General features: G+C 67.5%; 26 protein-coding genes and 1 tRNA gene. 18 read left to right on the forward strand and 9 right to left on the reverse strand.

Features of this window, described 5'->3' with window-relative positions:
• Positions 1 to 23: 23 nt before the first annotated feature.
• Together KNO15_RS06625 and KNO15_RS06630 are read right to left on the reverse strand one after the other, a co-directional pair.
• Positions 24 to 464, reverse strand: coding sequence for a 2'-5' RNA ligase family protein (locus KNO15_RS06625; RefSeq protein ID WP_242599377.1), 441 nt, complete (start codon positions 462 to 464; stop codon positions 24 to 26).
• A 38-nt stretch (positions 465 to 502) separates the two neighbouring features.
• Complete coding sequence (locus KNO15_RS06630) at positions 503 to 1252, reverse strand: phosphoglyceromutase (RefSeq protein WP_241702616.1); 750 nt, start codon at positions 1250 to 1252, stop codon at positions 503 to 505.
• Positions 1253 to 1269: 17 nt separating this feature from the next.
• Between KNO15_RS06630 and KNO15_RS06635 the strand changes: the two genes are divergently transcribed.
• A complete protein-coding gene (locus tag KNO15_RS06635; protein WP_241702617.1) occupies positions 1270 to 2097 on the forward strand; it encodes a class I SAM-dependent methyltransferase in 828 nt (275 codons plus the stop codon).
• A 94-nt stretch (positions 2098 to 2191) separates the two neighbouring features.
• On the opposite strand, the gene ygfZ is transcribed toward KNO15_RS06635, so the two are convergent.
• From ygfZ to KNO15_RS06650, 3 genes are all read right to left on the reverse strand, one after another.
• Complete coding sequence (gene ygfZ / locus KNO15_RS06640) at positions 2192 to 3304, reverse strand: CAF17-like 4Fe-4S cluster assembly/insertion protein YgfZ (protein ID WP_241702618.1); 1113 nt, start codon at positions 3302 to 3304, stop codon at positions 2192 to 2194.
• A 1-nt stretch (position 3305) separates the two neighbouring features.
• A complete protein-coding gene (locus KNO15_RS06645) occupies positions 3306 to 3902 on the reverse strand; it encodes an FABP family protein (RefSeq protein WP_241702619.1) in 597 nt (198 codons plus the stop codon).
• A 153-nt stretch (positions 3903 to 4055) separates the two neighbouring features.
• The gene (locus tag KNO15_RS06650; protein WP_241702620.1) at positions 4056 to 4412 is read right to left on the reverse strand and encodes a hypothetical protein; all 357 of its coding nucleotides are present in this window, start codon (positions 4410 to 4412) and stop codon (positions 4056 to 4058) included.
• Between the two features lie 144 nt (positions 4413 to 4556).
• Here KNO15_RS06650 and KNO15_RS06655 point away from each other — a divergent pair, with 144 nt between their 5' ends.
• The 9 genes from KNO15_RS06655 (at position 4557) to pstB (ending at position 14658) form a co-directional block, all read left to right on the forward strand.
• Entirely contained in the window at positions 4557 to 5249 is a 693-nt protein-coding gene (locus KNO15_RS06655) for a response regulator transcription factor (RefSeq protein ID WP_241702621.1), read from the forward strand.
• A gap of 117 nt (positions 5250 to 5366) precedes the next feature.
• Complete coding sequence (locus KNO15_RS06660) at positions 5367 to 7580, forward strand: RNA degradosome polyphosphate kinase (RefSeq protein WP_241702622.1); 2214 nt, start codon at positions 5367 to 5369, stop codon at positions 7578 to 7580.
• Complete coding sequence (locus KNO15_RS06665) at positions 7577 to 8515, forward strand: NUDIX hydrolase (protein WP_241702623.1); 939 nt, start codon at positions 7577 to 7579, stop codon at positions 8513 to 8515. The genes KNO15_RS06660 and KNO15_RS06665 overlap by 4 nt, the downstream gene beginning before the upstream one ends.
• Before the next feature lie 137 nt (positions 8516 to 8652).
• Positions 8653 to 9462, forward strand: a complete 810-nt coding sequence (locus KNO15_RS06670; protein WP_241702624.1) for a hypothetical protein — start codon at positions 8653 to 8655, stop codon at positions 9460 to 9462.
• A gap of 89 nt (positions 9463 to 9551) precedes the next feature.
• Positions 9552 to 10448, forward strand: coding sequence for a L,D-transpeptidase (locus KNO15_RS06675; RefSeq protein WP_241702625.1), 897 nt, complete (start codon positions 9552 to 9554; stop codon positions 10446 to 10448).
• A gap of 151 nt (positions 10449 to 10599) precedes the next feature.
• On the forward strand, positions 10600 to 11694 hold the full coding sequence (gene pstS / locus KNO15_RS06680) for a phosphate ABC transporter substrate-binding protein PstS (protein WP_241702626.1): 1095 nt from the start codon (positions 10600 to 10602) through the stop codon (positions 11692 to 11694).
• Between the two features lie 93 nt (positions 11695 to 11787).
• Complete coding sequence (pstC, locus tag KNO15_RS06685; protein ID WP_241702627.1) at positions 11788 to 12735, forward strand: phosphate ABC transporter permease subunit PstC; 948 nt, start codon at positions 11788 to 11790, stop codon at positions 12733 to 12735.
• Positions 12735 to 13832 (forward strand): phosphate ABC transporter permease PstA, encoded by a 1098-nt coding sequence (gene pstA / locus KNO15_RS06690; protein ID WP_241702628.1) that lies wholly within the window; start codon positions 12735 to 12737, stop codon positions 13830 to 13832. Before pstC ends, pstA begins: the two co-directional genes overlap by 1 nt.
• A gap of 46 nt (positions 13833 to 13878) precedes the next feature.
• Positions 13879 to 14658, forward strand: a complete 780-nt coding sequence (gene pstB / locus KNO15_RS06695) for a phosphate ABC transporter ATP-binding protein PstB (RefSeq protein ID WP_241702629.1) — start codon at positions 13879 to 13881, stop codon at positions 14656 to 14658.
• 104 nt (positions 14659 to 14762) lie between these two features.
• On the opposite strand, the gene KNO15_RS06700 is transcribed toward pstB, so the two are convergent.
• The 3 genes from KNO15_RS06700 to KNO15_RS06710 all read right to left on the reverse strand — a co-directional run bounded on the left by KNO15_RS06700 (position 14763) and on the right by KNO15_RS06710 (position 17010).
• On the reverse strand, positions 14763 to 15554 hold the full coding sequence (locus KNO15_RS06700) for an anti-sigma factor (protein ID WP_241702630.1): 792 nt from the start codon (positions 15552 to 15554) through the stop codon (positions 14763 to 14765).
• Positions 15551 to 16123 (reverse strand): ECF RNA polymerase sigma factor SigK, encoded by a 573-nt coding sequence (gene sigK / locus KNO15_RS06705; protein WP_241702631.1) that lies wholly within the window; start codon positions 16121 to 16123, stop codon positions 15551 to 15553. Before sigK ends, KNO15_RS06700 begins: the two co-directional genes overlap by 4 nt.
• Positions 16124 to 16380: 257 nt before the next feature.
• Positions 16381 to 17010 carry a DNA-directed RNA polymerase subunit beta gene (locus KNO15_RS06710; protein ID WP_241702632.1) on the reverse strand — a complete coding sequence of 210 codons (630 nt, stop codon included), beginning with the start codon at positions 17008 to 17010 and terminating at the stop codon, positions 16381 to 16383.
• A 57-nt stretch (positions 17011 to 17067) separates the two neighbouring features.
• On the opposite strand from KNO15_RS06710, the gene KNO15_RS06715 reads away from it, so the two are divergent.
• Positions 17068 to 17140, forward strand: a tRNA-Lys gene (locus tag KNO15_RS06715).
• Here KNO15_RS06715 and KNO15_RS06720 read toward each other — a convergent pair.
• On the reverse strand, positions 17102 to 18298 hold the full coding sequence (locus KNO15_RS06720) for a tyrosine-type recombinase/integrase (RefSeq protein ID WP_241702709.1): 1197 nt from the start codon (positions 18296 to 18298) through the stop codon (positions 17102 to 17104). The genes KNO15_RS06715 and KNO15_RS06720 overlap by 39 nt on opposite strands.
• Positions 18299 to 19027: 729 nt before the next feature.
• Here KNO15_RS06720 and KNO15_RS06725 point away from each other — a divergent pair.
• The 7 genes from KNO15_RS06725 to KNO15_RS06755 all read left to right on the forward strand — a co-directional run.
• Entirely contained in the window at positions 19028 to 19555 is a 528-nt protein-coding gene (locus tag KNO15_RS06725; protein WP_241702633.1) for a barstar family protein, read from the forward strand.
• 380 nt (positions 19556 to 19935) lie between these two features.
• Positions 19936 to 20337 carry a hypothetical protein gene (locus tag KNO15_RS06730; RefSeq protein WP_241702634.1) on the forward strand — a complete coding sequence of 134 codons (402 nt, stop codon included), beginning with the start codon at positions 19936 to 19938 and terminating at the stop codon, positions 20335 to 20337.
• Positions 20338 to 20404: 67 nt separating this feature from the next.
• A complete protein-coding gene (locus tag KNO15_RS06735) occupies positions 20405 to 21343 on the forward strand; it encodes a hypothetical protein (protein ID WP_241702635.1) in 939 nt (312 codons plus the stop codon).
• Between the two features lie 491 nt (positions 21344 to 21834).
• Positions 21835 to 22521, forward strand: coding sequence for a hypothetical protein (locus KNO15_RS06740; protein ID WP_241702636.1), 687 nt, complete (start codon positions 21835 to 21837; stop codon positions 22519 to 22521).
• A gap of 81 nt (positions 22522 to 22602) precedes the next feature.
• Positions 22603 to 22851, forward strand: coding sequence for a type II toxin-antitoxin system Phd/YefM family antitoxin (locus tag KNO15_RS06745; RefSeq protein WP_241702637.1), 249 nt, complete (start codon positions 22603 to 22605; stop codon positions 22849 to 22851).
• Positions 22844 to 23110 (forward strand): Txe/YoeB family addiction module toxin, encoded by a 267-nt coding sequence (locus KNO15_RS06750; RefSeq protein ID WP_241702638.1) that lies wholly within the window; start codon positions 22844 to 22846, stop codon positions 23108 to 23110. The genes KNO15_RS06745 and KNO15_RS06750 overlap by 8 nt, the downstream gene beginning before the upstream one ends.
• Positions 23111 to 23128: 18 nt before the next feature.
• The coding region (locus tag KNO15_RS06755; protein ID WP_241702639.1) for a hypothetical protein at positions 23129 to 23539 on the forward strand (411 nt) is incomplete at its 3' end.

Below are 23539 nucleotides of genomic sequence, written 5' to 3' on the forward strand. Positions count from 1 at the left end.
TGGGTTCGCGCCGTCTCGACGGTTCAGCTGAGTGGGATGCGCGCGGCCACGCGGCGGTGCGCGCCGGGAGTGCGCTCGACGAGCGCGAGCTCGGCCAGTGCGGCGTGATCGCCGGGTGCGAGCGCGCCCAGGCGCTGGTCGGAGGCGTGCGGGCGATAGCCGGACCGGATGTGCCGCTGATCGGCGATGACCGCGCCTGCGGCCTCCAGCGCCTCCACGCACGCGAGATGCAGCGCGAGCAGCGCGGGCGACGGTCGGATCAGCGTCACGGGCACGGCGCGGCGATGGCCGAACGAGGCGCGCGCACCGGCGACGATCGGGACGCGCGGGCCGTGCGGCAGGCGGGCGGCCACGGCCTCCACGCCGAGGCCGGTCTCGAACGGCGGCACGATCGTGACGTGCAGGGGCCAGTCGCCCGCTGCGAACTCCCCCGGAACGACGACGTCGCCGCCGCGTTCCGGCAGGAACGCGACGACGACGTAGGAATGGTCGGTCGTGACCGTTACTTCTTGCCCTGGGCGGCGACGGCCGCTGCTCCCGCCGCCGCGGCCTCCGGGTCGAGGTAGACGGCGGGCTCGATCGGGGCGAACGTCTCGTCGAGCTTGTAGACCAGCGGGATGCCGGTTGGGATGTTGAGCTCGGCGATCTCGTCGTCCGAGATGCCGTCGAGGTGCTTCACCAGCGCGCGCAGCGAGTTGCCGTGTGCGGTGACGAGCACCGTCTTGCCCTCGGCCAGGCTGGTCGTGATGTCGGACTCCCAATAGGGCAGCATGCGCGCGATGACGTCTTTGAGGCACTCGGTGCGCGGGAGGTCGTCGCCGAGACCGGCGTAGCGCGGGTCGTGCGCCTGCGACCACTGGCTGTCGTCGGCCAGCGGCGGCGGCGGCACGTCGAACGACCGGCGCCAGAGCTGGAACTGCTCCGGCCCGTACTTCTCGAGCGTCTCGGCCTTGTCGAGGCCCTGGAGGGCGCCGTAGTGGCGCTCGTTCAGCCGCCACGACCGCTCGACGGGGATCCAGAGCCGGTCCGACACGTCGAGCGCGTAATTGGCGGTCTGGATGGCACGCGTGAGGACCGACGTGTACAGGATGTCGGGTGCGAGGCCCGACTCGGCCAGCAGCTCGCCGGCGCGCTTGGCCTCGGCGACGCCCTGCTCGCTGAGCCGGACGTCGACCCAGCCGGTGAACAGGTTCTGCTGGTTCCACTCGCTGTTGCCGTGGCGGAGGAGGATCAGAGTGTAGGGAGCGGGCATGCGATTAATCTTGTCATATGCCGCCCACGTCCTCCCGCGCCGTCGGCACGGTCACTCGCGGCACCACCAACACGAACCGGCTGCGCCGGGTCGATCGTTGGATCGCCTCCCTCCCCGCACTGCGCCGAACCGGCGATCCGCTCGTCGTCGACCTCGGCTACGGGGCGAGCGGCGTGACGGCGTTCGAGCTCCAGCACCGGCTGGCGCGCGTGCGCCGGGACGTCGAGGTGCTCGGGCTCGAGATCGACCCCGGCCGGGTGCGGACCGCGCTCGCCCAGCTCGACGCCGTGCGCGCCGGAGCCACCGGCTTCGACCCGCTGGCGCGCGTGGACTTCCGGGTCGGCGGCTTCGAGGTGCCGCTGCCCGAGGGCCGGCACGCGGCCGTCATCCGCGCCTTCAACGTGCTGCGGCAGTACGACGAGTCGGAGGTCGCGGCAGCCTGGGAGCGGATGCTCGGCCGGCTGCAGCTGGGCGGCGCGCTCGTCGAGGGCACGTGCGACGAGATCGGCCGGATCGCCAGTTGGGTCACCCTCGACGCCACCGGCCCGCAGACCTTCTCGGTCTCGCTCCGGTTGCGCGGGCTGGAGGCGCCGAGCGTGGTGGCCGAGCGGCTGCCCAAGGCGCTCATCCACCGCAATGTGCCCGGCGAACGCGTGCACGTGTTCCTCCAGGACCTCGACCGGCTCTGGCGCGTCCACGCACCGTTCGGCGCGTACGGCCCGAAGCAGCGCTGGATCGCGGCGGCGCAGGGGATGCGGGAGGCCGGCTGGCCGGTCGTCGGCGGGCGTGCCCGCTGGCGGCTCGGCGAGCTCACCGTCGCGTGGGACGCCGTCGCGCCCGTGTAGCCGGCGGAGCACTTCCGGCCCGACACGCCGGCCCGAGGCAGCTACCGGAGGAGATCGGCCCGGGTCTCGCGCGAGAGTCCTCCGTTGCCGACAGTCAGGCGCGCGGGGTACGGGTGACGGCGCCCAGCCGCGGCAGCCGCGGGACGTGCGCCTCTGCGCCGGCCTCCGGCGGCACCACGACCTCCTGCGCTGCGGCGACGAAGGTGCCGTCGGCCTCGACGGTCAGTGTGGCGGCCGCGTCCGTGCCGCGCTTGACAACGGCGAGCGCGATCGGGCCGAGCTCGTAGTGCAGCGCCGAGGAGGTGACGGTTCCGACCACGCGGCCGTCGAGGGTGACCTCCGCGCCCGCAGCGGGATGCACGCCCTCCGACCCGTCGAGGTGCAGCATCACCAGCCGCCGTGGCGGGTGCCCGAGGTTGTGGACCTTCGCGACCGTCTCCTGCCCCCGGTAGCAGCCCTTGCTCAGGTGCACCGCGGTGCGCAGCCAGTCGAGCTCGTGCGGGATCGTGCGCTCGTCCACTTCGGTCGCGAAACGCGGCCGCCAGGCGGCGATGCGCAGGGCGTCGGCCGCGAGGGTGCCCGCGACCGTCAGCTCTCCCGACTCGACGCGCGACACGATCGAGGCGAGCGCCTCCCGCGGGACCACGCGCTCGCTCCAGCTCCAGCCCGCGCCGGGATGATCGCCCGTCGCGTACTGGTGCCCTCCCGGGGCCACCGCGTGCCAGGGGTCGTGCCACACCAGCGGCACGCCGTGGGGCGCCGCCAGCGGCAGCGGCGGATCGCCGAGGGTGCCGATCGTCGCCAGCGTCTCGGTGTGGTCGGCGAGCTCGACACGGAGCATGAACCGCATCGAGTCGAGCCAGGCGAGCAGGCCGGCGGCCTCCGGGCGGTCGACCAGAAGCCACACGGCCGTGCCGTCCTCGACCAGGCGAACGGCGTGCTCCACCCGCCCGGTGACGTCCAGCAGCAGCGTCTCGGACGACTCGCCCGGCTGGAGGCCGAGCAGCGACTGGCTGGTCAGCGAGTTGAGCCAGCTCAGCCGGTCAGGCCCGGTGACCGAGAGGACCGCACGGTCGGACAGGTCGACGATCGCTCCGCCGTCGACGAGCGCGCGCTGCTCGGCCAGCGGGCTGCCGTAGTGCGAGGGAACGCCGCTCTCTGCGGTGTCGACGGCGCCGGGGAGCGCGAGGAACGGAGAGGCGGACACGTCAGTCGACCTTGGCGAGACGTGCAGAGGCGTGCGTGCGGAGTTCCTGGCCCAGAGCCGCGATGTCCCAGGCCCAGAGCAGATGCCCCTCCACCAGGCCGTACAGGCGGGTCGCTGCGGTGTACTCCTTAGCGCCGGCGGTGCGCACGACGGCGTCGGTCGCCAGGTCGATGCGCGGGCCGTTCACCTGGCCGAGGTAGAGCTCGCTGACGCCGTCGGGATGGATGATCGCGACGTCGATGTCGAAACCGCCGCTGGAGGAGCGCAGCGTCTCGACCGCCTGCGGGGTGCCGAAGGGTCGTGCGCCCTGACCGGGCAGCATCGCGGGGCCCGGGTCGCCCTCCACGAGCGTGCGACTGAGCCGCCAGTAACCGGTCTCGGCCGCGAGCGGAGTGCGGTTCTCGTCGAGCACCCACGACGTGGCCGAGTAGTTGAGGTACGCCTGGCCGTCCTGGCTGAAGCTGATGCGCTGGCCGAACTCCAGCTGGGTGTGCTCCTCGCCGACGGCATAGTCGACGACGCCGCTCCCCTCCCAGATCCCGATCAGCCAGGAGAGCGGAACGAGTTCGGCCGGAAGGTCGGTGGGGAGCTCGATCATGCCTAGCGCTGGCCGCGGAAGAGGTTGTAGACCACCACGCCCGAGACACCGAGGATGGCGAGGGTGGCCAGACCCAGCAGGCCGATGAAGAAGAGTTCGAGAGCGACGAGCATAGCGGCAGTCTAGTCGGTTCTCGTCAGCGACCGGGTCGTGTCAGTGCCCGAGCGTGATGGCGCCGAGGATCGCGCCGATCACGCCGAGGATCACGAAGCTGCCGGTGAGCGTCGTCGCGAGCCGGTTGACGAAGCCCTCCTTCTGCTGCGTCGCGAGCTGCGCTCCGAACGACGCGATCACGGAAACACCGAGGGCGAGTGAGAGCCACGATGCGTACTGGACGGGATGCGACAACAGCGCGATGAGGATCCCGAGCACGAGGGCGAGCGCCCACACCGATCCGACGCTCCACGCGACGGCGGCCCGCGGCAGCGGCTCCGGCGGCGGTCCGGCGGCCGCGGCCGGGCCCAGCGGGCCAGGGTCCGGCGACCCCTGGTCCTGCGGCGTCTCGCTCATCCCCCCATTGTGCCCTGCAGTCGAGACGTGCGCCTCCCCTGCCCGGCCGTCACCCGCTCCCCCGGGTGCAGCGCAGGGTCTTCGATCCGAAGGATGCAAGCGTTTCCGGTAGCATTGCGGCACGAAGAGGCGAGGAGGAACTGGGTGGCGCAGCTGTTGATCCTCACCCCCGCGCCCGACGCGGAGGTGCTGCCGGCCCTCGGTCTCCTCAGCCACCGCACCCGTCAGATCCCCGCCGAACCGGCATCGCTGGTCAACGCTCCCGCGTGCGACCTGATCTTCGTCGACGCCCGTCGCGACCTCGCGAGCGCCAAGTCGCTGTGCAAGATCCTCACGACCACCGGCGTCACGGTTCCGCTGCTGCTCGTGCTCACCGAAGGCGGGCTCACCGCGGTGAGCGCCGATTGGGGGGTCAGCGATGTCGTGCTCGAGAGCGCGGGCCCCGCGGAGGTCGACGCGCGCATCCGGCTGGCGATCGGCCGCCAGAGCCAGGAGCACTCGCAGACGAAGATCCAGGCGTCCGGCGTCACGATCGACGAGGCCAGCTATTCGGCGAAGGCGCACGGACGGGCGCTCGACCTGACCTTCAAGGAGTTCGAGCTGCTGCGCTTCTTCGCCACCCACCCGTCCCGGGTCTTCACCCGCGAACAGCTCCTGAGTGAAGTGTGGGGCTACGACTACTTCGGCGGAACGCGCACGGTCGACGTGCACGTTCGGCGGCTGCGCGCGAAGCTCGGCGACCTCGAGTCCCTGATCGGGACGGTGCGCAACGTCGGCTACCGCTTCAACGTCTACGAGGACGAGAACGATCGGCTTCCCTCGTCCGTGCATCCCTGACGGACGCGATGAACGCGCGTCTCTGAGCGTCCTGCACAGTGCGCTGCGATGGCCGTTTGTCCACAGTTAACCGAGACCCGTGCCGCCGGCCGCTCGTCCGGTGCCATGATGGTTGGCATGGACGGCGAGCGCACCACACTGGAGAACGGCCTACTCGACAACGGGCTGAGCGGTAGCCTGGGCAGCGACTTCGACGACGACTTCGCCCCCTTCATCTACGAGCCTGATCCGACGCTGCCCGACGATCGCTACCTCGACCGCGAGCTGAGCTGGCTGGCGTTTAACCAGCGCGTGCTCGAGCTGGCGGAGGACCCGCTGCTGCCGGTCCTGGAGCGCGCCAACTTCCTCGCGATCTTCGCCAGCAACCTCGACGAGTTCTTCATGGTCAGGGTCGCCGGTCTCAAGCGCCGCATCGCCACCGGCCTCGCGGTCCCCACGAACGTCGGCCGCGCGCCGCAGGACGTCCTCGCCGACATCTCCGAGAAGGCGCACGTGCTCCAGGTGCGCCACGCCAAGGCCTACCGCGAGCTGGTGCTGCCCGCTCTCGAAGCGGCCGGCATCACGGTCTCGTCGTGGGACGAGCTCGACGAGGCCGACAGGGTGCAGATGCGCGAAGTCTTCTCGCAGCAGATCTTCCCCGTGCTCATGCCGCTCGCCGTGGACCCTGCCCACCCGTTCCCGTACATCTCCGGGCTGTCGCTCAACCTCTCGGTGCGCGTGCGCAACTCGCGAACGGGCAAGGAGCAGTTCGCCCGCCTCAAGGTGCCCCAGATGCTGCCGCGGTTCGTGCGCATCGACGCACGCGAGGGTCTCGGGCAGGTACGGTTCCTGCGCCTGGAGGACCTCATCGCCAACCACCTGGGCGATCTCTTCCCCGGCATGGAGATCCTCGACCACCACGTCTTCCGCGTCACGCGCAACGAAGACGTCGAGATCGACGAAGACGAGACGGAGAACCTCATCCAGGCGCTCGAGCGCGAGCTCCTGCGGCGGCGCTTCGGGCCGCCGATCCGGCTCGAGGTCACCGACGACATGGACGACGTGACCCTCGGCCTGCTGGTGCGCGAGCTCGACGTGACCGAGCAGGAGGTCTACCGCCTCCCCGCCCCTCTCGACCTCGGCGGCCTCTTCGACCTCGCCAGGATCGATCGGCCCGACCTCCACTACCCCAACCACGTCCCCACCACGGCGCCGCAGCTGATGCCGAGCGAGCCGAACGCCAAGCCGGACGTCTTCGCGGCGGTCTCGCGCCAAGACATCCTGCTTCACCACCCCTACGAGTCGTTCGCGACGAGCGTGCAGGCGTTCCTGGAGCAGGCCGCCGCCGATCCGCACGTGCTCGCCATCAAGCAGACGCTCTACCGCACGTCGGGCGACAGCCCCATCGTGGAGGCCCTGATCGACGCGGCCGAAGCCGGCAAGCAGGTCCTGGCCCTGGTCGAGATCAAAGCGCGGTTCGACGAGCAGAACAACATCTCCTGGGCGCGCAAGCTCGAGAAGGCCGGCGTCCACGTCGTGTACGGGCTGGTCGGGCTGAAGACGCACTGCAAACTGGCGCTGGTGATCCGGGAAGAGAAGGGCGTCCTCAAGCACTACAGCCACATCGGCACGGGCAACTACAACCCCAAGACGTCGCGCATCTACGAAGACCTCGGCCTGCTGACCGCCGACGACCAGGTGGGCAAAGACCTCACCCGGCTCTTCAACGAGCTCTCCGGATACGCGATCGAGAAGAAGTTCAAGCGCCTCCTCGTCGCCCCGCTGCATCTGCGCAAGGGCCTGCTGAAGCGCATCGACACCGAGGCGGCCAATGCTGCGGCCGGCCGGCCGTCCGGTATCCGGATCAAGCTCAACTCGATCGTCGACGAGGCGATCATCGACGCGCTCTACCGCGCGAGCCAGGCCGGTGTGCCCGTCGACCTGTGGGTCCGCGGTATCTGCGGTCTCGTCCCCGGGCGCGCGGGTCTGTCCGAGAACATCCGCGTCCGCTCGGTGCTGGGCCGCTACCTGGAGCACTCCCGGGTGTTCTCGTTCGTCAACGACGGCGACCCGCACGTCTACATCGGCAGTGCCGACATGATGCACCGCAACCTCGACCGTCGGGTGGAGGCCCTGGTGCGGCTGGCCGACCCCGACCACCTGGCCGAACTCGGCCGCCTCTTCGACCTGGCGTTCGACGAGCGCACCGCCGCCTGGGCGCTGGCAGAGGACGGCGTCTGGACCCGGCACCACCTCGACGAGAACAGCGCGCCGCTCGCCGACCTCCAGACCAAGCTGCAGCAGCAAGCCAGCCACCGTCCCCGCAGCACCCGCACGGGAACGAGGCGGTGAGCCTCGCCGTCTACGCCGCGGGCGCCCTGTGCTGGCGCATCGTGGACGACAAGCTCGTCATGCTGGTCGTGCACCGCACCAAGTACGGCGACGTCACGATCCCCAAGGGCAAGGTCGACCCGGGCGAAACGCTCCCACAGACCGCTGTGCGCGAGATCCTGGAGGAGACGGGCCTCGCCGTCACCCTCGGAGTCCCGCTGGGCATCTCCGCGTACCCGCTGACCTCCGGTCGCGAGAAGATCGTCCACTACTGGGCCGCGGAGGTCACGGACCAGGCCATCGCGCAGTCGACGTTCGTGCCCAACTCCGAGATCGCGGCGATCGAGTGGGTCACGCTCAAGAAGGCACGCGGCTACCTCACCTACGAGCGCGACGTCGAGATCCTCGACGCTTTCGAGGCGCTGGTGAAGCAGGGAATCACCTCCACGTTCGCTCTCATCGCGCTGCGCCACGGCAAAGCAGAACCGCGTGGTGGCTGGAAGGGTCCCGACGCGTCGCGCCCGCTCACCGACCGCGGCGTCAAGCAGGCGGCGGGCGACGTGCCCACCCTGCGCGCCTGGCGGCCGAGACGCATCATCACCAGCGACGCGGTGCGCTGCGTGGCCACGGTCGCTCCCCTGGCCGCCGCCACCGGCGTCAAGCCGCGCCGAGAGCCCGGCATCAGCCAGGACGCCTACGAGGAGGGCAGAGGCGACGTACGGGGCGTGGTCGGCAAGCGCGTCCGCTCCCGCAAGACAGCCGTGCTCTGCAGCCACGGGCCGGTGCTGCCCGAGATCCTCCGCGAGATCGCCCTCGCCACCGGCACCATGCCAGGCGGATACCTCAGCGACGCGGCCGACCTCGACACCGGCGGGTTCTCGATCGTGCACCTCTCGGCGACAAACCCGGCGTCCGGAATCGTCTCCATCGAGACCTACGCCCCGGCCGTGGACTGACGGCCGCCCCGCGAGCCGCCCAGCGGGCCACAGGACACGACGCCGAACCGTGATGCGATCCGGGCTCCGGATGCACTACGGTGAGATCCACGAAGCCCAGAGCTTCGATATCAACGCCAGTCATTCCGGGGGGAATCATGAAAGGCCAGCTTTCTGCGCGCATCGGCGCGCTCATCGCAACAATCGGCATCGTCGCGGCTGCGGCCGTCGGCGCCTCGCCTGCTGTCGCTGCTCCGACCGCGCAGCTCACGGTGCAGCCGGCCGTCTACCATCCGGGCAGCTGGGGCAGCGGCATCACGGTGAGCGGCAGCGGCTTCGCTGCGAGCTCCACCATCACGCTCGACGTGACCTACAACCACACCCAGTCGCTCGGTACGGCGACCACGACCACCGATGCCGCCGGTGCATTCTCGAACTTCACCTTCACACCCACGACGGCCCCGTTCGCCGCGGGAGTGAACGACAACCACTACGTCACGGCCACCGATGGCGCGGGAGCGTCCGCGTCGGCCGCTCTCGACGTGCGGTGGGCACCGAGCATCACCGCCAACGTCCTGTCGCTCCCGACTTCGTCCCTGGTCGACCCGGGCAGCGGGTTCGCCTTCAGTCTCACGGGGTTGGACGACAACGAGGTCGTGACCGCGGCCGCCACGTACAACGGTACGGCCGTGAGCGGCCTCACCGATCTCCGGGCCGGCGTGCGCGGCATCCTCACCACCGACTACTACTACCTCGCCGGAGGGGTCGCCACCGCAGGCACCATCACCTTCACATTCACCGGTGCGACGTCCGGCGTGGTCCTGACCACCTCGGTGACGGTCACCGGCCCCGACATCGCCGCAGCCGGAGGCGGTGTCACGCCTCGCTTCGCCGCCGGCAGCGGCACCGCGCCCGCCCCGGCTCCGGCTCCTGGCACGACCGGCACCCTGCCGGTCGTCGCCGGCTGAGCGCGGCGCGCACCTCATCGGGCGGGCGCCGACGCGCCCGCCCGATGCCCGTTCCCCGTCCGCTACCCACTCCGTCACTCCGAGGGACAATGCACTCCGCCACCCGACAGCGGTCCGTGATCGGAACCCTGCTCGCAGCCTGCCTGATCGGCGGCCTCACGCTCAGCGGGTGCACAGCGGCCGAGCCCGCGCCGACGTCGACGACGCCCAGAACGGCCGCGCCGGCCGCGACGAGCGCCGCGGAAGCGGTCCCACCGCTCCCTCCGGCACTCGGCCCCGCGGCGATCGCAGCTCTTCCCGCCGCCGTCTACAACGCGGTCATCCCCGGCCTCCTCGCCGCTCCCGCCGAACTCCGGTTCACCGCCGCCGACACGGTGTCGGCCGATGCACCCCTCTACGGCGCCGACTTCAGCACGCCGGTCGCCCGGGTGCCCGCGCGAGACTTCCTCGGCGCTCCGACCGTCGTCGTGCCCGTCGCCGCGAAAGGCGGCTGGTCGCTGGTGCTCACCGCCAGCCGACAGGTGCTCCCGTCGCACGCGCCGGCGGGAACCGTCGCCCCGGCCCAGACGGCGGCGTGGCTGCCGACCTCGGCGCTGAGGCCGCTGAACGACCTTCCTGCCCGCATCGTCCTCTCGCTGTCAGCGCAGACCCTCACGATCACCGATGCGAGCGGTGCGACGCTGCAGAGCTTTCCCGCCGGAGTCGGCGCTCCCGGCACTCCGACGCCCACGGGCACGACCGGGTACCTGCAGGCGCGCTATTTCGACCCCGCCCAGGGGCAGACGACCCATCGCATCCAGCTCACGTCGCTGCACTCCACCGCAGCAGACGAGCCCTACGGCGGCTCAGACGGCGGGCTCATCGGCGTGCACTACGAAGAGGTCGCCTCCGGAGCGGTATCGCACGGCTGCATCCGGCTGAGCGCGGCGGCACTCGCGGCCGTCGACGGCCTCCCCCTCGGCACGCCCATCAGCATCGCCGAGTGACGCAGGGCCAGTGGCCGGCATACCAGCTAGCCAACCCTTGTTTACCTTCCGTTTACCACTGCGGGGGACTCTGGACAGACACCGGGAATAGCGTCTCACGCGGGTCGCACCGACCCCGTCCTGTTGTTACTGATCCCCGGAAGGGACAACTGTGAAACTGAAGCGTCTTGGCGTTCCCGTGGCACTCCTCGCCGCCGCCGCCATCTCCCTCACCGCTTGTGCGTCGAACGAGGGCAGCACCCCGGCGACCACCACGGCCAAGCCGTCGAACCTGTCCGGCACGCTCAACGGCATCGGCTCGTCCGCGCAGGGCGCCGCTCAGACCGTCTGGATCGCGGGCTTCCAGGAGGCCAACCCGAAGGTCACCGTCAACTACGACCCGCAGGGCTCCGGCGCCGGCCGCAAGAGCTTCATCTCGGGCGCGGCGGACTTCGCCGGCTCCGACGCCGCTCTGAAGGCCGAAGAGCTCGCCGGCACCTTCGCGGGCTGCGCCGCGGGCGCCAAGGGCATCGACCTCCCTGTCTACATCTCCCCGATCGCGATCGCGTACAACGTCGACGGCGTGAAGGACCTCAAGCTCGACGCCGACACGATCGCCGGCATCTTCTCGGGCAAGATCACCACCTGGGACGACGCCAAGATCAAGGCCCTGAACTCGGGCGCGACGCTCCCGTCGGCCCCGATCACCGTCGTGCACCGCTCCGACGACTCGGGCACCACGCAGAACTTCACCGACTACCTCGCCGCGAACGCGCCGACCGTCTGGACCGCTCCGGCCTCGCAGACCTTCCCGTTCCAGGTCGGTGACGCCGCCAAGGGCACCTCGGGTGTCGCGGACGCCACCAAGAACGCGAAGAACTCGATCACCTACATCGACGAGTCCGGCTCGGCCGGCCTCTCGATCGCTCAGCTCAAGGTGGGCGACAACTTCGAGAAGATCAGCGCCGACGGCGCGGCCGCTGTGGTCGCCGCCTCGCCGATCGCCTCGGGCCGCGAGACCAACGACCTGGCCATCCAGATCAACCGCAAGGACACCACCAAGGGTGCCTGGCCGCTGGTCCTGGTCTCGTACGTGATCGCGTGCCAGGAGTACAAGGACGCCGCCAAGGCCGACCTCGTCAAGGGCTACGTCGACTACATCATCAGCAGCGACGCCCAGAAGGCCGCTTCCGACCAGGCCGGCTCGGCTCCGCTCTCGAGCGACCTGGCCTCGAAGGTCAGCAAGGCCGCCGCCAGCATCAAGTAACGCCCCGGCCGCTCGGCCTGGACCGCACGACGGTCCGGGCCGAGCGGCGCATCACCCTCACCCTCCGGGGAACCCGATGAGAGAAAGCAACGAATGACCGCCGGAACCGCAGGAGCCATCAGGCCGAAGGCGAAGGTCCGCCTCGGCGACCGCGTCTTCTCCACCAGCACCGTCGTCGCCGGGTCGCTGATCCTCGCCACCCTCGCCGCCGTGGCGCTGTTCCTCATCATCCAGAGCATCCCGGCCCTGTTCGCCGGCGCGGGCCAGCTGCCCAACAACGCGACCAACTTCTGGTCCTGGGTGTGGCCGCTCGTCTTCGGCACCATCTGGGCGGCGATCATCGCGCTCCTCATCGCGACACCCCTGTCGATCGGGATCGCGCTCTTCATCTCCCACTACGCCCCCCGGCGGGTGGCGCAGACCCTCGGCTATATCATCGACCTCCTCGCGGCCGTCCCGTCGGTCGTCTTCGGCCTCTGGGGCATCGCGACCCTGTCGTCGTTCGTGCAGCCCTTCTACGTCTGGCTCGGCCAGTACCTCGGCTGGATCCCCTTCTTCGCGCCGCCGGTCTCGGGCACCGGCCGCACCATCCTGACCGCGGCGATCGTGCTCGCGGTCATGGTCATTCCGATCATGACGGCCATCTGCCGCGAGATCTTCCTGCAGACCCCGCGCCTCCACGAGGAGGCCGCGCTCGCGCTCGGCGCGACCAAGTGGGAGATGGTCCGCATGGCCGTCCTCCCGTTCGCCCGCAGCGGCATCGTCTCGGCCATGATGCTCGGCCTCGGCCGCGCCCTCGGCGAGACCCTGGCGATCGCGATGGTGCTGTCGCCGGCGCTGATCGTCAAGTGGGCCGTACTGCAGGCGCAGAGCCCCAACACGATCGCCGCGAACATCGCGCTGCAGTTCCCGGAGGCCACCGGCGTCGGCGTGAACGCCCTCATCGCCTCGGGCCTGGTGCTGTTCGTGGTGACTCTCCTGATCAACATGCTCGCCCGTTACATCGTCAGCCGCCGTGCGGCCTTCTCTGGAGCGAACTGATGGCCGCCACCACGACCGCGACCGCGGCACCCCGCCCGCTCGCCAACTCCTACACCGCTGGCAAGCTGCCGCGCTGGACCCCGTGGGTGATGCTCGTCGTCTCCTGGGTCATCCTCTGCGCCGTCTTCGCCATGCTCGCCGCCAGCGGAGCCACCAAGGGCTTCAACATCGTCGGCGCGATCTTCTTCGGCACGGTGCTCTTCGACGTCGCCATCTACTCGACCTCGCTCCTGGTCGAAGGCGCCCGCAAGGCCAAGGACCGTCTGGTCACCTCGCTCGTGGCCACCGCCTTCATCGTCGCGCTGCTGCCGCTGATCTCGCTGGGCTGGACCGTGATCGCCCAGGGTCTCGCTCGCTTCGACGTCGCATTCTTCTCCGAGTCGATGCGCAACGTGATCGGCGACGGCGGCGGGGCGCTGCACGCGATCATCGGTACGCTGATCATCACCGCACTCACCGCGATCATCTCCGTGCCGATCGGCCTGCTGACCTCCATCTACCTGGTCGAATACGGTCGTGGTCCGCTCGCCCGCGCCATCACCTTCCTGGTGGACGTGATGACGGGCATTCCCTCGATCGTCGCCGGCCTGTTCGCCTACGCCCTGTTCGCGCTGATCTTCGGCCCGGCCATCCGCAACGGCTTCATGGGCGCCATCGCCCTGTCGGTGCTGATGATCCCGGTGGTCGTGCGTTCGAGCGAGGAGATCCTGCGGATCGTCCCCAACGAGCTGCGCGAGGCCTCCCTCGCCCTCGGCGTTCCGAAGTGGCTGACCGTGGTGAAGGTCGTCCTGCCGACGTCGATCGCCGGACTCGTCACCGGTGTGATGCTCGCGATCGCCCGCGTGATCGGCGAGACCGCCCCGTTGCTCATCGTTGCCGGCTTCACGACGAGCATGAACTACAACCCGTTCGAGGACCGGATGATGGCGCTGCCGGTGTTCGTGTACACGCAGTACACGCAGGCGGCCGGCCTCCACGCCCAGGCCTCCATCGACCGCGCCTGGACGGGTGCGCTCGCCCTGATCATCATCGTCATGCTGCTGAACCTGATCGGGCGCATCATCGCCAAGGCGTTCGCCCCCAAGTACGGCCGCTGATCGCGACCCCCTCCGCCTCACCCGAAGAACGCAGACAAGGAAAAACGTGTCCAAGCGCATCGAAGTCAACGACCTGAACGTCTACTACGGCAAGTTCCTCGCCGTGGAGGGTGTGTCGCTCACCATCGAGCCCCGCACCGTGACCGCGTTCATCGGGCCGTCGGGCTGCGGCAAGTCCACCTTCCTCCGCACCCTCAACCGCATGCACGAGGTCATCCCCGGCGCGTACGTCGACGGTGAGGTGCTGATCGACGGCAACAACCTGTACGGCAGCGGCGTCGACCCGGTGCTCGTGCGCCGCCAGGTCGGGATGGTGTTCCAGCGGCCCAACCCGTTCCCCACCATGAGCATCCGTGACAACGTGCTCGCCGGGGTCAAGCTCAACAACCGCCGGATGTCGAAGAGCGAGAGCGACGACCTGGTCGAGAAGTCGCTGCAGGGCGCCAACCTCTGGAACGAGGTCAAGGACCGGCTGAACCTCCCCGGCTCCGGGCTGTCCGGCGGCCAGCAGCAGCGTCTGTGCATCGCGCGCGCCATCGCGGTCTCCCCCGACGTGCTGCTGATGGACGAGCCCTGCTCGGCGCTCGACCCGATCTCCACCCTGGCGATCGAGGACCTCATCGAAGAGCTCAAGAACGATTACACGATCGTGATCGTCACCCACAACATGCAGCAGGCCTCCCGCGTCTCCGACCGCACCGCGTTCTTCAACATCGCGGGCACGGGCAAGCCCGGCAAGCTCATCGAGTACAACGACACCAACATGATCTTCTCGAACCCGACCGTCCAGGCCACCGAGGACTACGTGTCCGGCCGCTTCGGTTGATCGATCGCCCTGATACGACGAGAGGCCCACGGGATATCCCGTGGGCCTCTCGTCGTATCAGGGCGATCAGGCCGTGTCAGGGCGATCAGGCCGTGTCGGGACGATCAGGTGGGGGTGATGGCGAGGATCGGCTGCGTCGTCGGCTTCGGGGAGCCCCCGTCGGGCTCGACGGTCATGCCGACCGTGACGCCCGCTGTCATGGCTCCGTCGAGCACCCGCCAGGAGGCTGCGGTGCCGGACGAGTCCATGGTGCCGGCCGGAGTGGCCGCACCGTCTTTGATGTACCAGAGCTCGTACGTCTTGTCGTCAGCGAGCTTCGGGAGGTCGGTGGCGATCACGGCGGACCGGCCCAGCTGAGCGGACCACACCAGGGTCGCCGTGCCGCCGCCGCTGACGGCGGAGGACGCGCGCTGCGCGTCGGGGGCGGCGTTGATCGCGGCGAGCGCCGTGGCCTGTTCGTGCTGGTAGGTGTCGGTTCCGGCCAGGCCGACGCCGAAGAACGTGCCGGCGACGAAGAGGATGACCGCCGCGGCCGCCGCTGCGAGGATCACAGCGGGGCGCTGGAACCAGCGGCGGTCGGCGCGACGTTCGGCAGACGTCTGACGTTCGGCCGGCAGCTGGGGCACGTGCTCGGCAGGCACGTGCTCGGCAGGCGCCGGCGCGGGCTTCTGGGGCCGGTCTGAGGCCTCCTGAACGGTGTCTGCCGGCAGCTGCGGGGTGGAGTCGAGCTTGGCGAAGAGGGCTGCCTTCAGCTCGGCCGGCGGCTGCACGGGCTCTGCGGCGGCCGCGAGCTGGGCTGCGACCTCCTCGAACTCGCGGGCCTCCTGCTCGTTGTGGGCGCCGAGGCGTGCACCGAGGCGTTCGGGGTCGACGAGTCCACGGTCGTCGTCGGTCATCGTGTCACCCCCAGCTCGTCTCGCAGCCGTATCATCGCATCCCGCAACCGGGTTTTGGCTGTGCCGAGGGGGATGCCGAGCTCGGCAGCGATCTCGCTCTGGCTCAGGCCTCCGTAGTACGCGAGTCCGATGGCCTGTCGTTGCGCGTCGCTCAGTCTCGTCATGGCCACCTCCACCCTCTCGTGCTCCACCCGCACCTCGACCGTTTCGGCCACCACGTCGAAATCCGTCGGCAGGTCGCGGATACCGACGGCGGTGTCCCGGTCGTGGGCGGACTGGGACGCCCGGATGCGATCGACCGCTCGCCGGTGGGCCATCGTGAGGATCCAGGTGAGTGCTCGTCCCTTATTCGGATCGAACCGCGCCGCGGATTGCCACGCTTCGAGGAAGACCTCCTGGGAGACCTCCTCCGACTGCGCGGCGTCGATCACGAGCCGGCGCACCAGGCCGAGCACACGCGGGGCCGTCAGGTCGTAGAAGTCCGAGAACGCACGCTGGTCGCCGCGCGCAGTCGCGAGCAGAAGCGCGTCGAGGTCGGGTGGCGAGCCGTCGCCCGAGGTGTCGTCCACGTGCTGTTTCTCCGCTCCGGTGCTGCGTTGGTGTCGGGCGCTGTCGAGTTCGACAGTAGACCACTCTTCGCGGAGTCTCGTGCCTTCGGGCACGAAAGAGCCGGACCGCAGAACGCCTCTCGGCGCGAGGCCGCTCGAAGCGGCAAGTATTGGAGCCCGGGGTTACTGCGGTCCGGCTTCGTCCATAGTACAGGAGGCGCGGGTCGCGTTCACGGCGTGGCGTTCGCGGCGCGAGAACGCCAACGGGGAATACCGGCTCAGTCGAGCGAGTCGCTGCGCCAGAGCCGGGCGCACGCCGTCAGCTCCTCCGCGGTGCGGGTGAAGCGCAGCGCGCGCGTGGTGAGCTCGCTCGCGCGCTCCGGGTCGAGCGGGTCGCGATCGTCGGCGATGGAGAGGCAACCGGCGGCGGTCACCCGGCAGAACGCGGCCGCGCGATCGAGCGCGACGGCGAAATCCCCCTCGAACACCCCGCGGAGGATGCGGTCGGCGAGCTCGGTGACCTCCCCCGGCCCCGCGGGCGTCGGTGCCCCGGCGACCACCGGGTCGATCGACGCGATCACCTCGGTGCCGCGCTGGTAGAGCAGCGCTGTGCCGTCCGCGTCCTGCCGGATCAGCAAGCGCAGCAGGTAGATTCGCCAGAGCGCGCCGGGCAGGCTCTTGGCGTTCGACCGCGACCACAGCTCGGCGATCGCGTCGATGCCATGCTCGTCGGTGTAGGCGACCAGCCGATCCACGATGTCCGGATCGGGATCCTCCCGCACCCGCGCCAGCAGCGCCTGCGCGGTCTCGTGGGCGACCTTGCTGATCTGCGCCGGATCATCCCCACCGAGGAAGGCCTCGAACATCCCCCCGGGAAACAGCGTCGGCTTGTGATAGCGGTCAGACATCCCCCCATTCTGCCCCGGCACGGGGAGGTACGGAATCCACGCTAGATTAGAGGGCGAGGGCCTCTAGCTCAGTCGGTAGAGCATCGGACTTTTAATCCGCGGGTCGTGGGTTCGAGCCCCACGGGGCCCACCCAGTGCGTCGGAGGGATCCAAGCCCATCGGCGGTGGGTTCTGAAGCCGCGTTTTCGGGATTTGCCCACACTTTGCTCACAACTTCTGGAGAGCCAAGACGGCTCAATGCGTCCCCAACGGCATCCAGGTCATCGTCGAAGAGGTCTGCGTAGACATCGAGGGTCATCGCTGCGGAGGCGTGGCCGAGCATCCGCTGGACGGCCTTGACGTTCGCGCCGGCCGAGATGGCCAAGCTTGCGGCGGTGTGGCGAAGGTCGTGGACTGTCGGGCGCAGCAGGTCGGGGTGGTTGTCGGCAGCTTTGTCGAAGGCTTTTCGCTTCCAGTTGTTCACGCGAAGCAGGCGGCCGTAGGGAGACGTGAAGAGCAGGTCGCGTGACTTCTTCGATGCGACGAGCGCCCGCAGTTGATCGCACGGGAAGCTTGGGAACGGCACACTCCGCTGCTGATGGTTCTTCGGCGAGCCGTAGACCAGCTGCCCATCAGTGAGCTCGACCACGGCCCGATCGACCTGGACGCGTCGACGGGTGAAGTCGACGTTCCGGCACTCCAACGCCGCGAGCTCTCCCCAGCGCAAGCCGGTGTAGCCCAGGAACAGCACCACAAGGCCCTCTGAGCCGCACAGAGCGGCCAGCTCGTGCAACTGGGCATGGGTGAGGTACGGGTGCTTCTTCGGCCGGATACGGGGCAGCCGGATGCCGTCGGCGGGATTACGGCCGAGGCGGCCGTCCCGGACCGCGTACTTCAGGATCATCGAGAAGACGCGATGGTATGAGCCGACGGTGCGCGCGCCGACGCGGCTGTTCTCGTCCGAGATCCACGACTGGATGTCCGAGTGGGTGATCGCATTCAACGGAGTCGAGCCCCATCGCGGTTGAAGGCGGCCGCGGGTGATCGAGACGTAGCCCTGCAGGGTGCTCGGCTTCACCTGCACGAGGGAGTCGATCCACTTCTCGCTCCAGGACTGGAAGTTCACGCCGGCGCGCGCAGCCGGTACATAGTCGCCGCGGGCCTTGGCGAGTTCCAGCGATGCAAGGTACAGCTCGGCGTCGCGTTTGGTGCGGAAGCCGCGCTTGTCGGTCTGCTGGTGTCCCGGCGTCCGGTAGCGGACTCGGTAGCGCCGTCCTGCGACGGTCTCGTATGCGCTGATGCTCCCCATCGACCTCACCCCAGACTCGAGTCTCCAACTGCGCGCCGACACTGCAAGGCTCGCGTGAGGAGCCAGTCGGAACGCGCTCCCTTCACTTACAAGTTGTCGCTACGCAATGGATTCGGCGCACAGACCAGACCCTTGGGAGGAATCTCGCAGCTTTGAGACCTCGCTCGATGGGATTCATTGGGCGGTTCGAAATGTGTGCGGGGCAATCCAGCCGCTACCTTGATGCTGGAGCTGAAAGCGAGTTGCCACGCTTGCCCTCCACTAGAGAAGGATCGGTCGTTCTGAGCGACCACGAGTGGGCAAAGGCGTCTGAGTGGATCTATCGGTGGTTATCGGGGTACTCGTCATTGTTGCTGTGTTCGTCGCGTGGGCGTTCGTGATGCCGTGGGCCCACGAATTCGACCGCAAGATGGCCGACCGCCGAGAGGCACAAGGTAAGCCGAGGTCGATAGTGCCTCCGTGGATCCTGGTAGTGCTCTGCATTAGCATGATCATCGGCGGTTCACTACTGATGCACGGCTGATCCCGCTGATCACCATCGAGTCTCGATTCCGAGCCGTGGTCCGCCCCGACGCCCGATGATGGCGAGTTGAGAGGCCGTGTCAAGGGCGCTGCGTGTCGCTCCGCGATGCAGCGGAGCTGCACCCTTGACTCGGTCTCTCAGCGCGCGAGAATGCCTTGGGCGGGGCAGACCCGAAGTCAGACCATTCGAGCGCTACGTTTCTTCACGTGGCTGTGTGGAAAGCGGACAACCAGGAGCCCGGGTTCAACCTGGTGCAAAACGGTTTCGTCTCGAAGTTTCGATCGCGGAACGTCCTCGATGACGCAACCTGGACGCTCCAAGCGGCTGGCTATCGGATCGTCCGACTGGACGCCGGATCGTGGGCTGACGAAGCTGCAATGCACCAGTCGTTCTCGACGGCGCTCCATTTCCCGGACTACTACGGACGAAACCTAAACGCGTTGGTCGATTGTCTCGGCGACGTCGCCGAGCTCGACTACGGATGGGCAGAGAACGAAACGGGCCTGGTCATCGTGATCGACAACTTCGATCAGTTCCATTCAGCGATGCCCGACCTCGCGGTCACAGTTCTGGACATCATCAGCGGTGCCGCTTTGCGGGGTGCGTTGCTCGGCAACCGGGTTCTGTGCTTGATCCGCTCAGATGATCCGTGGCTGGAACCAGGTCCCATCGGCGGCTACTCGCCGGAGTGGAATCCGCGCGAGTGGCGCACCGCCGACCGGCTGGATCAATAAAGCGCCTTTGGTCTGAACAGGTCGATTCGGCCGGCATCAGCCACACCCATCGCGACGACAGCTTCACAGCAACTCGGAAGCAGCGCGATTGACGAACATCCTGGTGGCGTTCGATCGGACGGGTCGAGCGATCTGAACACAAGCTACTGAATAGAGCGACGAGGCAACGAAGAGAAACCAGAACCAAGAAGAGACCAGGATCAAGAACAAACGGAGATACAAGCCAAGGCGAGATAGAAGAGAGAGACCCAAGGGCAAGAAGGATAGAAGCCAAGAGCAATGCAAGAAGGATAGAAGCCAAGAGCAATGCACGTAGGCACTTTAAGTGGAGCCGTTCGGCAGCCCAATGAATGACCGGGGTCGCGTGTAAACCAGGTTGCATGGCAAATCGGGGTAGATCAGGCAAGGCAAGCCGGCGCGAGTCGTCTTACGCTCGGCAGCGGAAAGCACACGACGCCGCCGCCGTTCGGCACGCCGAAGACCGCGATCGGGAGGCCGCGAAGCGGCACGCCGCCGACGCGATGTTGGAGTTCGAGGCTAAGTGGGGCACGCGCGCCGACGCCCTCAAACGACTGCGCGAGATCTCGCTTGCTATCGAGCGACTCCGCAATGAACAGGACCTGGCCCTCAGGGAGCGTGACACCTTGATTGCACAGCTACGGGAGATCGGTGAAGCGTGGAATTCGCTCGCGGCACTGACGGGCCTGAGCCGGCAAGCGCTTAGCAAACGCGAATTGCACTGCTCAGCCAACCAGCTCGAAACCAAGCCAGCCCGTGGATGACGAGCTCAGCCCAACCGCTTGAGCGTGGCTGGCACGAAATGCTCGAGTTCCACACGAGACTGCTGACATGAAGCGCCTCGTCGACTCGCCATCGATCCGCCAAGTGTCGTCTCCCTTGACGCGCGAGATGCTTCGGCCGCTCAAGCCAGAATGCCAGTTCGTGCAGTTCGACTCGCTGCTGTCCGACCGCGAATTCAAACGTCTCGCAGCTTTCCTGCGACGCTATCCGGAAGTCACTTTGCGCGCATACGGGTCTTACGACGGCAGCATCACTGACCTCGATTTCCTGCAGCACTTTCCTACAGTGCGCAGCTTCCAGGCGGACGTCTACAACCTCGAAAGCATCGACGGACTGAACTTTCTCCCTACGGAGCTCGCGAGCCTGTCGCTAGGACAGACGAAGCGTCAGTTTTCGCTCCAGCCGCTTGCTAGGTTCACGTCGCTCGTTCGGCTTCATCTAGAACGTCACTCGAAGGATCTCTCCGTCGTCGCCGGGCTCACCGAGGTCACGAAACTCAGTCTTCGCAGCATCACTCTCACCGACCTGTCGCTGTTCCGCCCGCTGACCAAGCTGGAAACTCTTGCGGTCAAGCTCGGCGGAACGAAGAGCCTCGATGGCATTTCGGCGTTCCTGAACCTTCAGTACCTGGAGCTCTGGATGATCCGCGGATTCACTGATCTTGATCCGATCACCGAGGTACCCTCCCTCCAGAACTTGTTCCTTCAAGCTCTGAAGAACGTACGCACGCTGCCCGATCTCAGCAGGATGACGAAGCTCACGAAGATCCACCTTGAGACCATGAAGGGACTAACTGACCTTCGCCCGTTGCTCACGGCGCCGGCCTTGGAGGAACTATGGCTCGTCGACATGCCACATCTCCACCCCGAAGACGTCGCAGCCCTGGCTGCCCATCCGACTCTGACGAGAGCACGCGTCGGCCTCGGCAGCGCGCGGAAGAACGACGAGGCGATGGCTCGTCTCGGGTTGTCTGTCGCACAGCGGTAGGACGAGCCAGGCAGGAGTTTGAGTTTTGGATCTCGCCCGCGGCCCGAACGGACAAGCTGTCAGCATACGCAGCCGAGAACCCGTTCAACCATCGGCACCTAGGATCGGCCCAAGATGAAAAGCCTAGAAGAGCTATACGCATTCGTGAGAGCGCTTCGAGAGGAGCTCCGTCTGGCTGGTCGCGACAAACTGGCTCAGTCCCTCGACTCTGCGCTCTACGGCGGAAGCACTTCTGGCGAGATCCTCGGAGGACTCTGGCTCGTGTTGCGAGACGTCCGGGACGAGTCGTTTGACAGTGACTCACTTGAAGCTGCGCTCGACTTCATACAATCCGCACTAGGTCCACCGCGTGATCAGCAGTAGGCAGGAGCTCAAGTCACTCACGTCCGATGAGCGAAGTCTCGGCCATAGCGCCAATCCGTCCATTGGCCCTTACCGTCGATTAGCCTCGTCACCGAGACATAGGCAGGACTTCGTGACAAGGAGCCAGATTGACCGATGCGCCGAAGGATGCCCGAAACGGTCGTACGAACTGGTTGCCCCTTACCGGGTCGATTGCTTTCGTCGCTCTGATGACAGCCTCGACCGTTCTGAAGCTCGAATCGCAGCACAGAGACGTGTGGTTCGTCGTGTCCACACTCCTCTGGTCCGTGGGCATCATCGTTCTGTTCCTGTGTGCGGTTCTGACGATCTGGGAACTTCGCACCAGACGCCGAACCATCGCGTTGAGCCGGGCCTATCCCACGGCATACATCACTCAGATCGCAAATGATCCGGGACTGTCGGTGCAACTCCATCAACTCGTGCGCCGACTCGATGGAAAGCACGTGCGGTTTCCGTCGCGAGGCACACGAACACTCGTCGTCGATCGCACGGGGATCCAGTTGTTTGACGGAAGCACGAACTATCGAAGGAGGGCAGCGGTTCCGATCGACGCGATCGAGAGGCTAGAGGAATCGGCGACGAGGGTGGGGCAATACCAAATGCGGAGCGTTCCGTCTGTTGATGTCAACTGTCGCGTATCAGGGCAACTGCTGACTCTCTCGTTTCATCTCTTTCGATTCGCCAGCGTCTGGCCACTGTTCCTGACTGAAGCACGGAACGCCGCGGAGTGCCAGCGGATGTCGGCAGCACTAGGACAAGTCTCGACATCAACCCCGGGCAGCCAAGCCCCGTGACTAACCCTCCACCAGGCAGCCCGGCCGCCTGACCGCCGGCCCTGATCAGTGGTACGATATCTTGTACCACTTGGAGGAATCATGGCCATCACAGCAAGCGAGGCTCGCGCCGATCTGTTCCGCCTGATCGAACGCGTCAACCTCGACCAGACCGAGGTCGAGATTACCTCCAAGCGCGGCTCGGCCGTGCTGATGTCCAAGGACGAGTACGACTCGCTGCTCGAGACCACCTACCTCCTGCGCTCCCCCAAGAACGCGCGCCGCCTCATCGACGCCGTCGAGAGTGCCCGCTCCGGAGACATCACCGAGCACGACTTGACCAGTGAGTGACCGCAAGCTCGCCTGGACCGCCGGCGGCTGGGAGGACTACCTCTACTGGCAGGGCCAGGACCGGCGAACGCTCAAGCGGATCAACCTTCTGATCGAAGACATCCTGCGTGACGATCCTTTCGATGGAGTCGGCAAGCCGGAGCCGCTGAAACATGCGCTGGCCGGAGCCTGGTCGCGTCGCATCGACGAAGCGAACCGTCTCGTGTACTTGGTCGACGACGCCTGCGTGATCATCCTGCAGACTCGCTACCACTACTGATCCGACATAGTTGAGCCTGTGAGCGTGAGGATCCATATTCCGGATGACGTGGTCATCGACGCCGAGATTCCCCACCCATTGCCAGGTGTAGACATACCTCTCATGGCGGTTCGGCTGGGTTGGATGTGGACAGCCGACGGGCGCGATGAATCGTATGACGGAGTTGTGGAGTGGTCCAGGGGTGGCGAGCTCAATCAGCTATTCGAGACCGTGCTTGCTACGTCGACATTCAAGGCTCTGACTCAGTACGCGGCTGAGGGTCGTCTTCCCGAAGTGGGCGACCGGATGACGCTGCGCGGAAGCTTGTCCTGTGTGCGGTCATACGAGTTCGAAGCCTTCGATCTTCCGGACATTCGGCAGCCGTGGCGGGTTACTGCGCTCCTGTCGCAGGACTCGGATGGGTACCTGATCGAGGCGGAGCCGACCCCG

Origin of the sequence: Leifsonia shinshuensis (assembly GCF_022606355.1) — a bacterium.
Taxonomy (GTDB): Bacteria; Actinomycetota; Actinomycetes; order Actinomycetales; family Microbacteriaceae; genus Leifsonia; species Leifsonia shinshuensis_B.

Excerpts from the sequence above, each read along its gene's own strand:
- KNO15_RS06645 (WP_241702619.1), bottom strand. The coding sequence starts at position 3,902 with ATGATCGAGCTCCCCACCGACCTTCCGGCCGAACTCGTTCCGCTCTCC.
- KNO15_RS06650 (WP_241702620.1), bottom strand. The coding sequence starts at position 4,412 with ATGAGCGAGACGCCGCAGGACCAGGGGTCGCCGGACCCTGGCCCGCTG.
- KNO15_RS06745 (WP_241702637.1), top strand. The coding sequence starts at position 22,603 with ATGGCCATCACAGCAAGCGAGGCTCGCGCCGATCTGTTCCGCCTGATC.
- KNO15_RS06660 (WP_241702622.1), top strand. The coding sequence starts at position 5,367 with ATGGACGGCGAGCGCACCACACTGGAGAACGGCCTACTCGACAACGGG.
- KNO15_RS06735 (WP_241702635.1), top strand. The coding sequence starts at position 20,405 with ATGAAGCGCCTCGTCGACTCGCCATCGATCCGCCAAGTGTCGTCTCCC.
- KNO15_RS06700 (WP_241702630.1), bottom strand. The coding sequence starts at position 15,554 with ATGACCGACGACGACCGTGGACTCGTCGACCCCGAACGCCTCGGTGCA.
- pstC (WP_241702627.1), top strand. The coding sequence starts at position 11,788 with ATGACCGCCGGAACCGCAGGAGCCATCAGGCCGAAGGCGAAGGTCCGC.
- KNO15_RS06720 (WP_241702709.1), bottom strand. The coding sequence starts at position 18,298 with ATGGGGAGCATCAGCGCATACGAGACCGTCGCAGGACGGCGCTACCGA.
- KNO15_RS06710 (WP_241702632.1), bottom strand. The coding sequence starts at position 17,010 with ATGTCTGACCGCTATCACAAGCCGACGCTGTTTCCCGGGGGGATGTTC.
- KNO15_RS06675 (WP_241702625.1), top strand. The coding sequence starts at position 9,552 with ATGCACTCCGCCACCCGACAGCGGTCCGTGATCGGAACCCTGCTCGCA.
- KNO15_RS06730 (WP_241702634.1), top strand. The coding sequence starts at position 19,936 with ATGGCAAATCGGGGTAGATCAGGCAAGGCAAGCCGGCGCGAGTCGTCT.
- KNO15_RS06670 (WP_241702624.1), top strand. The coding sequence starts at position 8,653 with ATGAAAGGCCAGCTTTCTGCGCGCATCGGCGCGCTCATCGCAACAATC.
- KNO15_RS06635 (WP_241702617.1), top strand. The coding sequence starts at position 1,270 with ATGCCGCCCACGTCCTCCCGCGCCGTCGGCACGGTCACTCGCGGCACC.
- KNO15_RS06630 (WP_241702616.1), bottom strand. The coding sequence starts at position 1,252 with ATGCCCGCTCCCTACACTCTGATCCTCCTCCGCCACGGCAACAGCGAG.
- pstA (WP_241702628.1), top strand. The coding sequence starts at position 12,735 with ATGGCCGCCACCACGACCGCGACCGCGGCACCCCGCCCGCTCGCCAAC.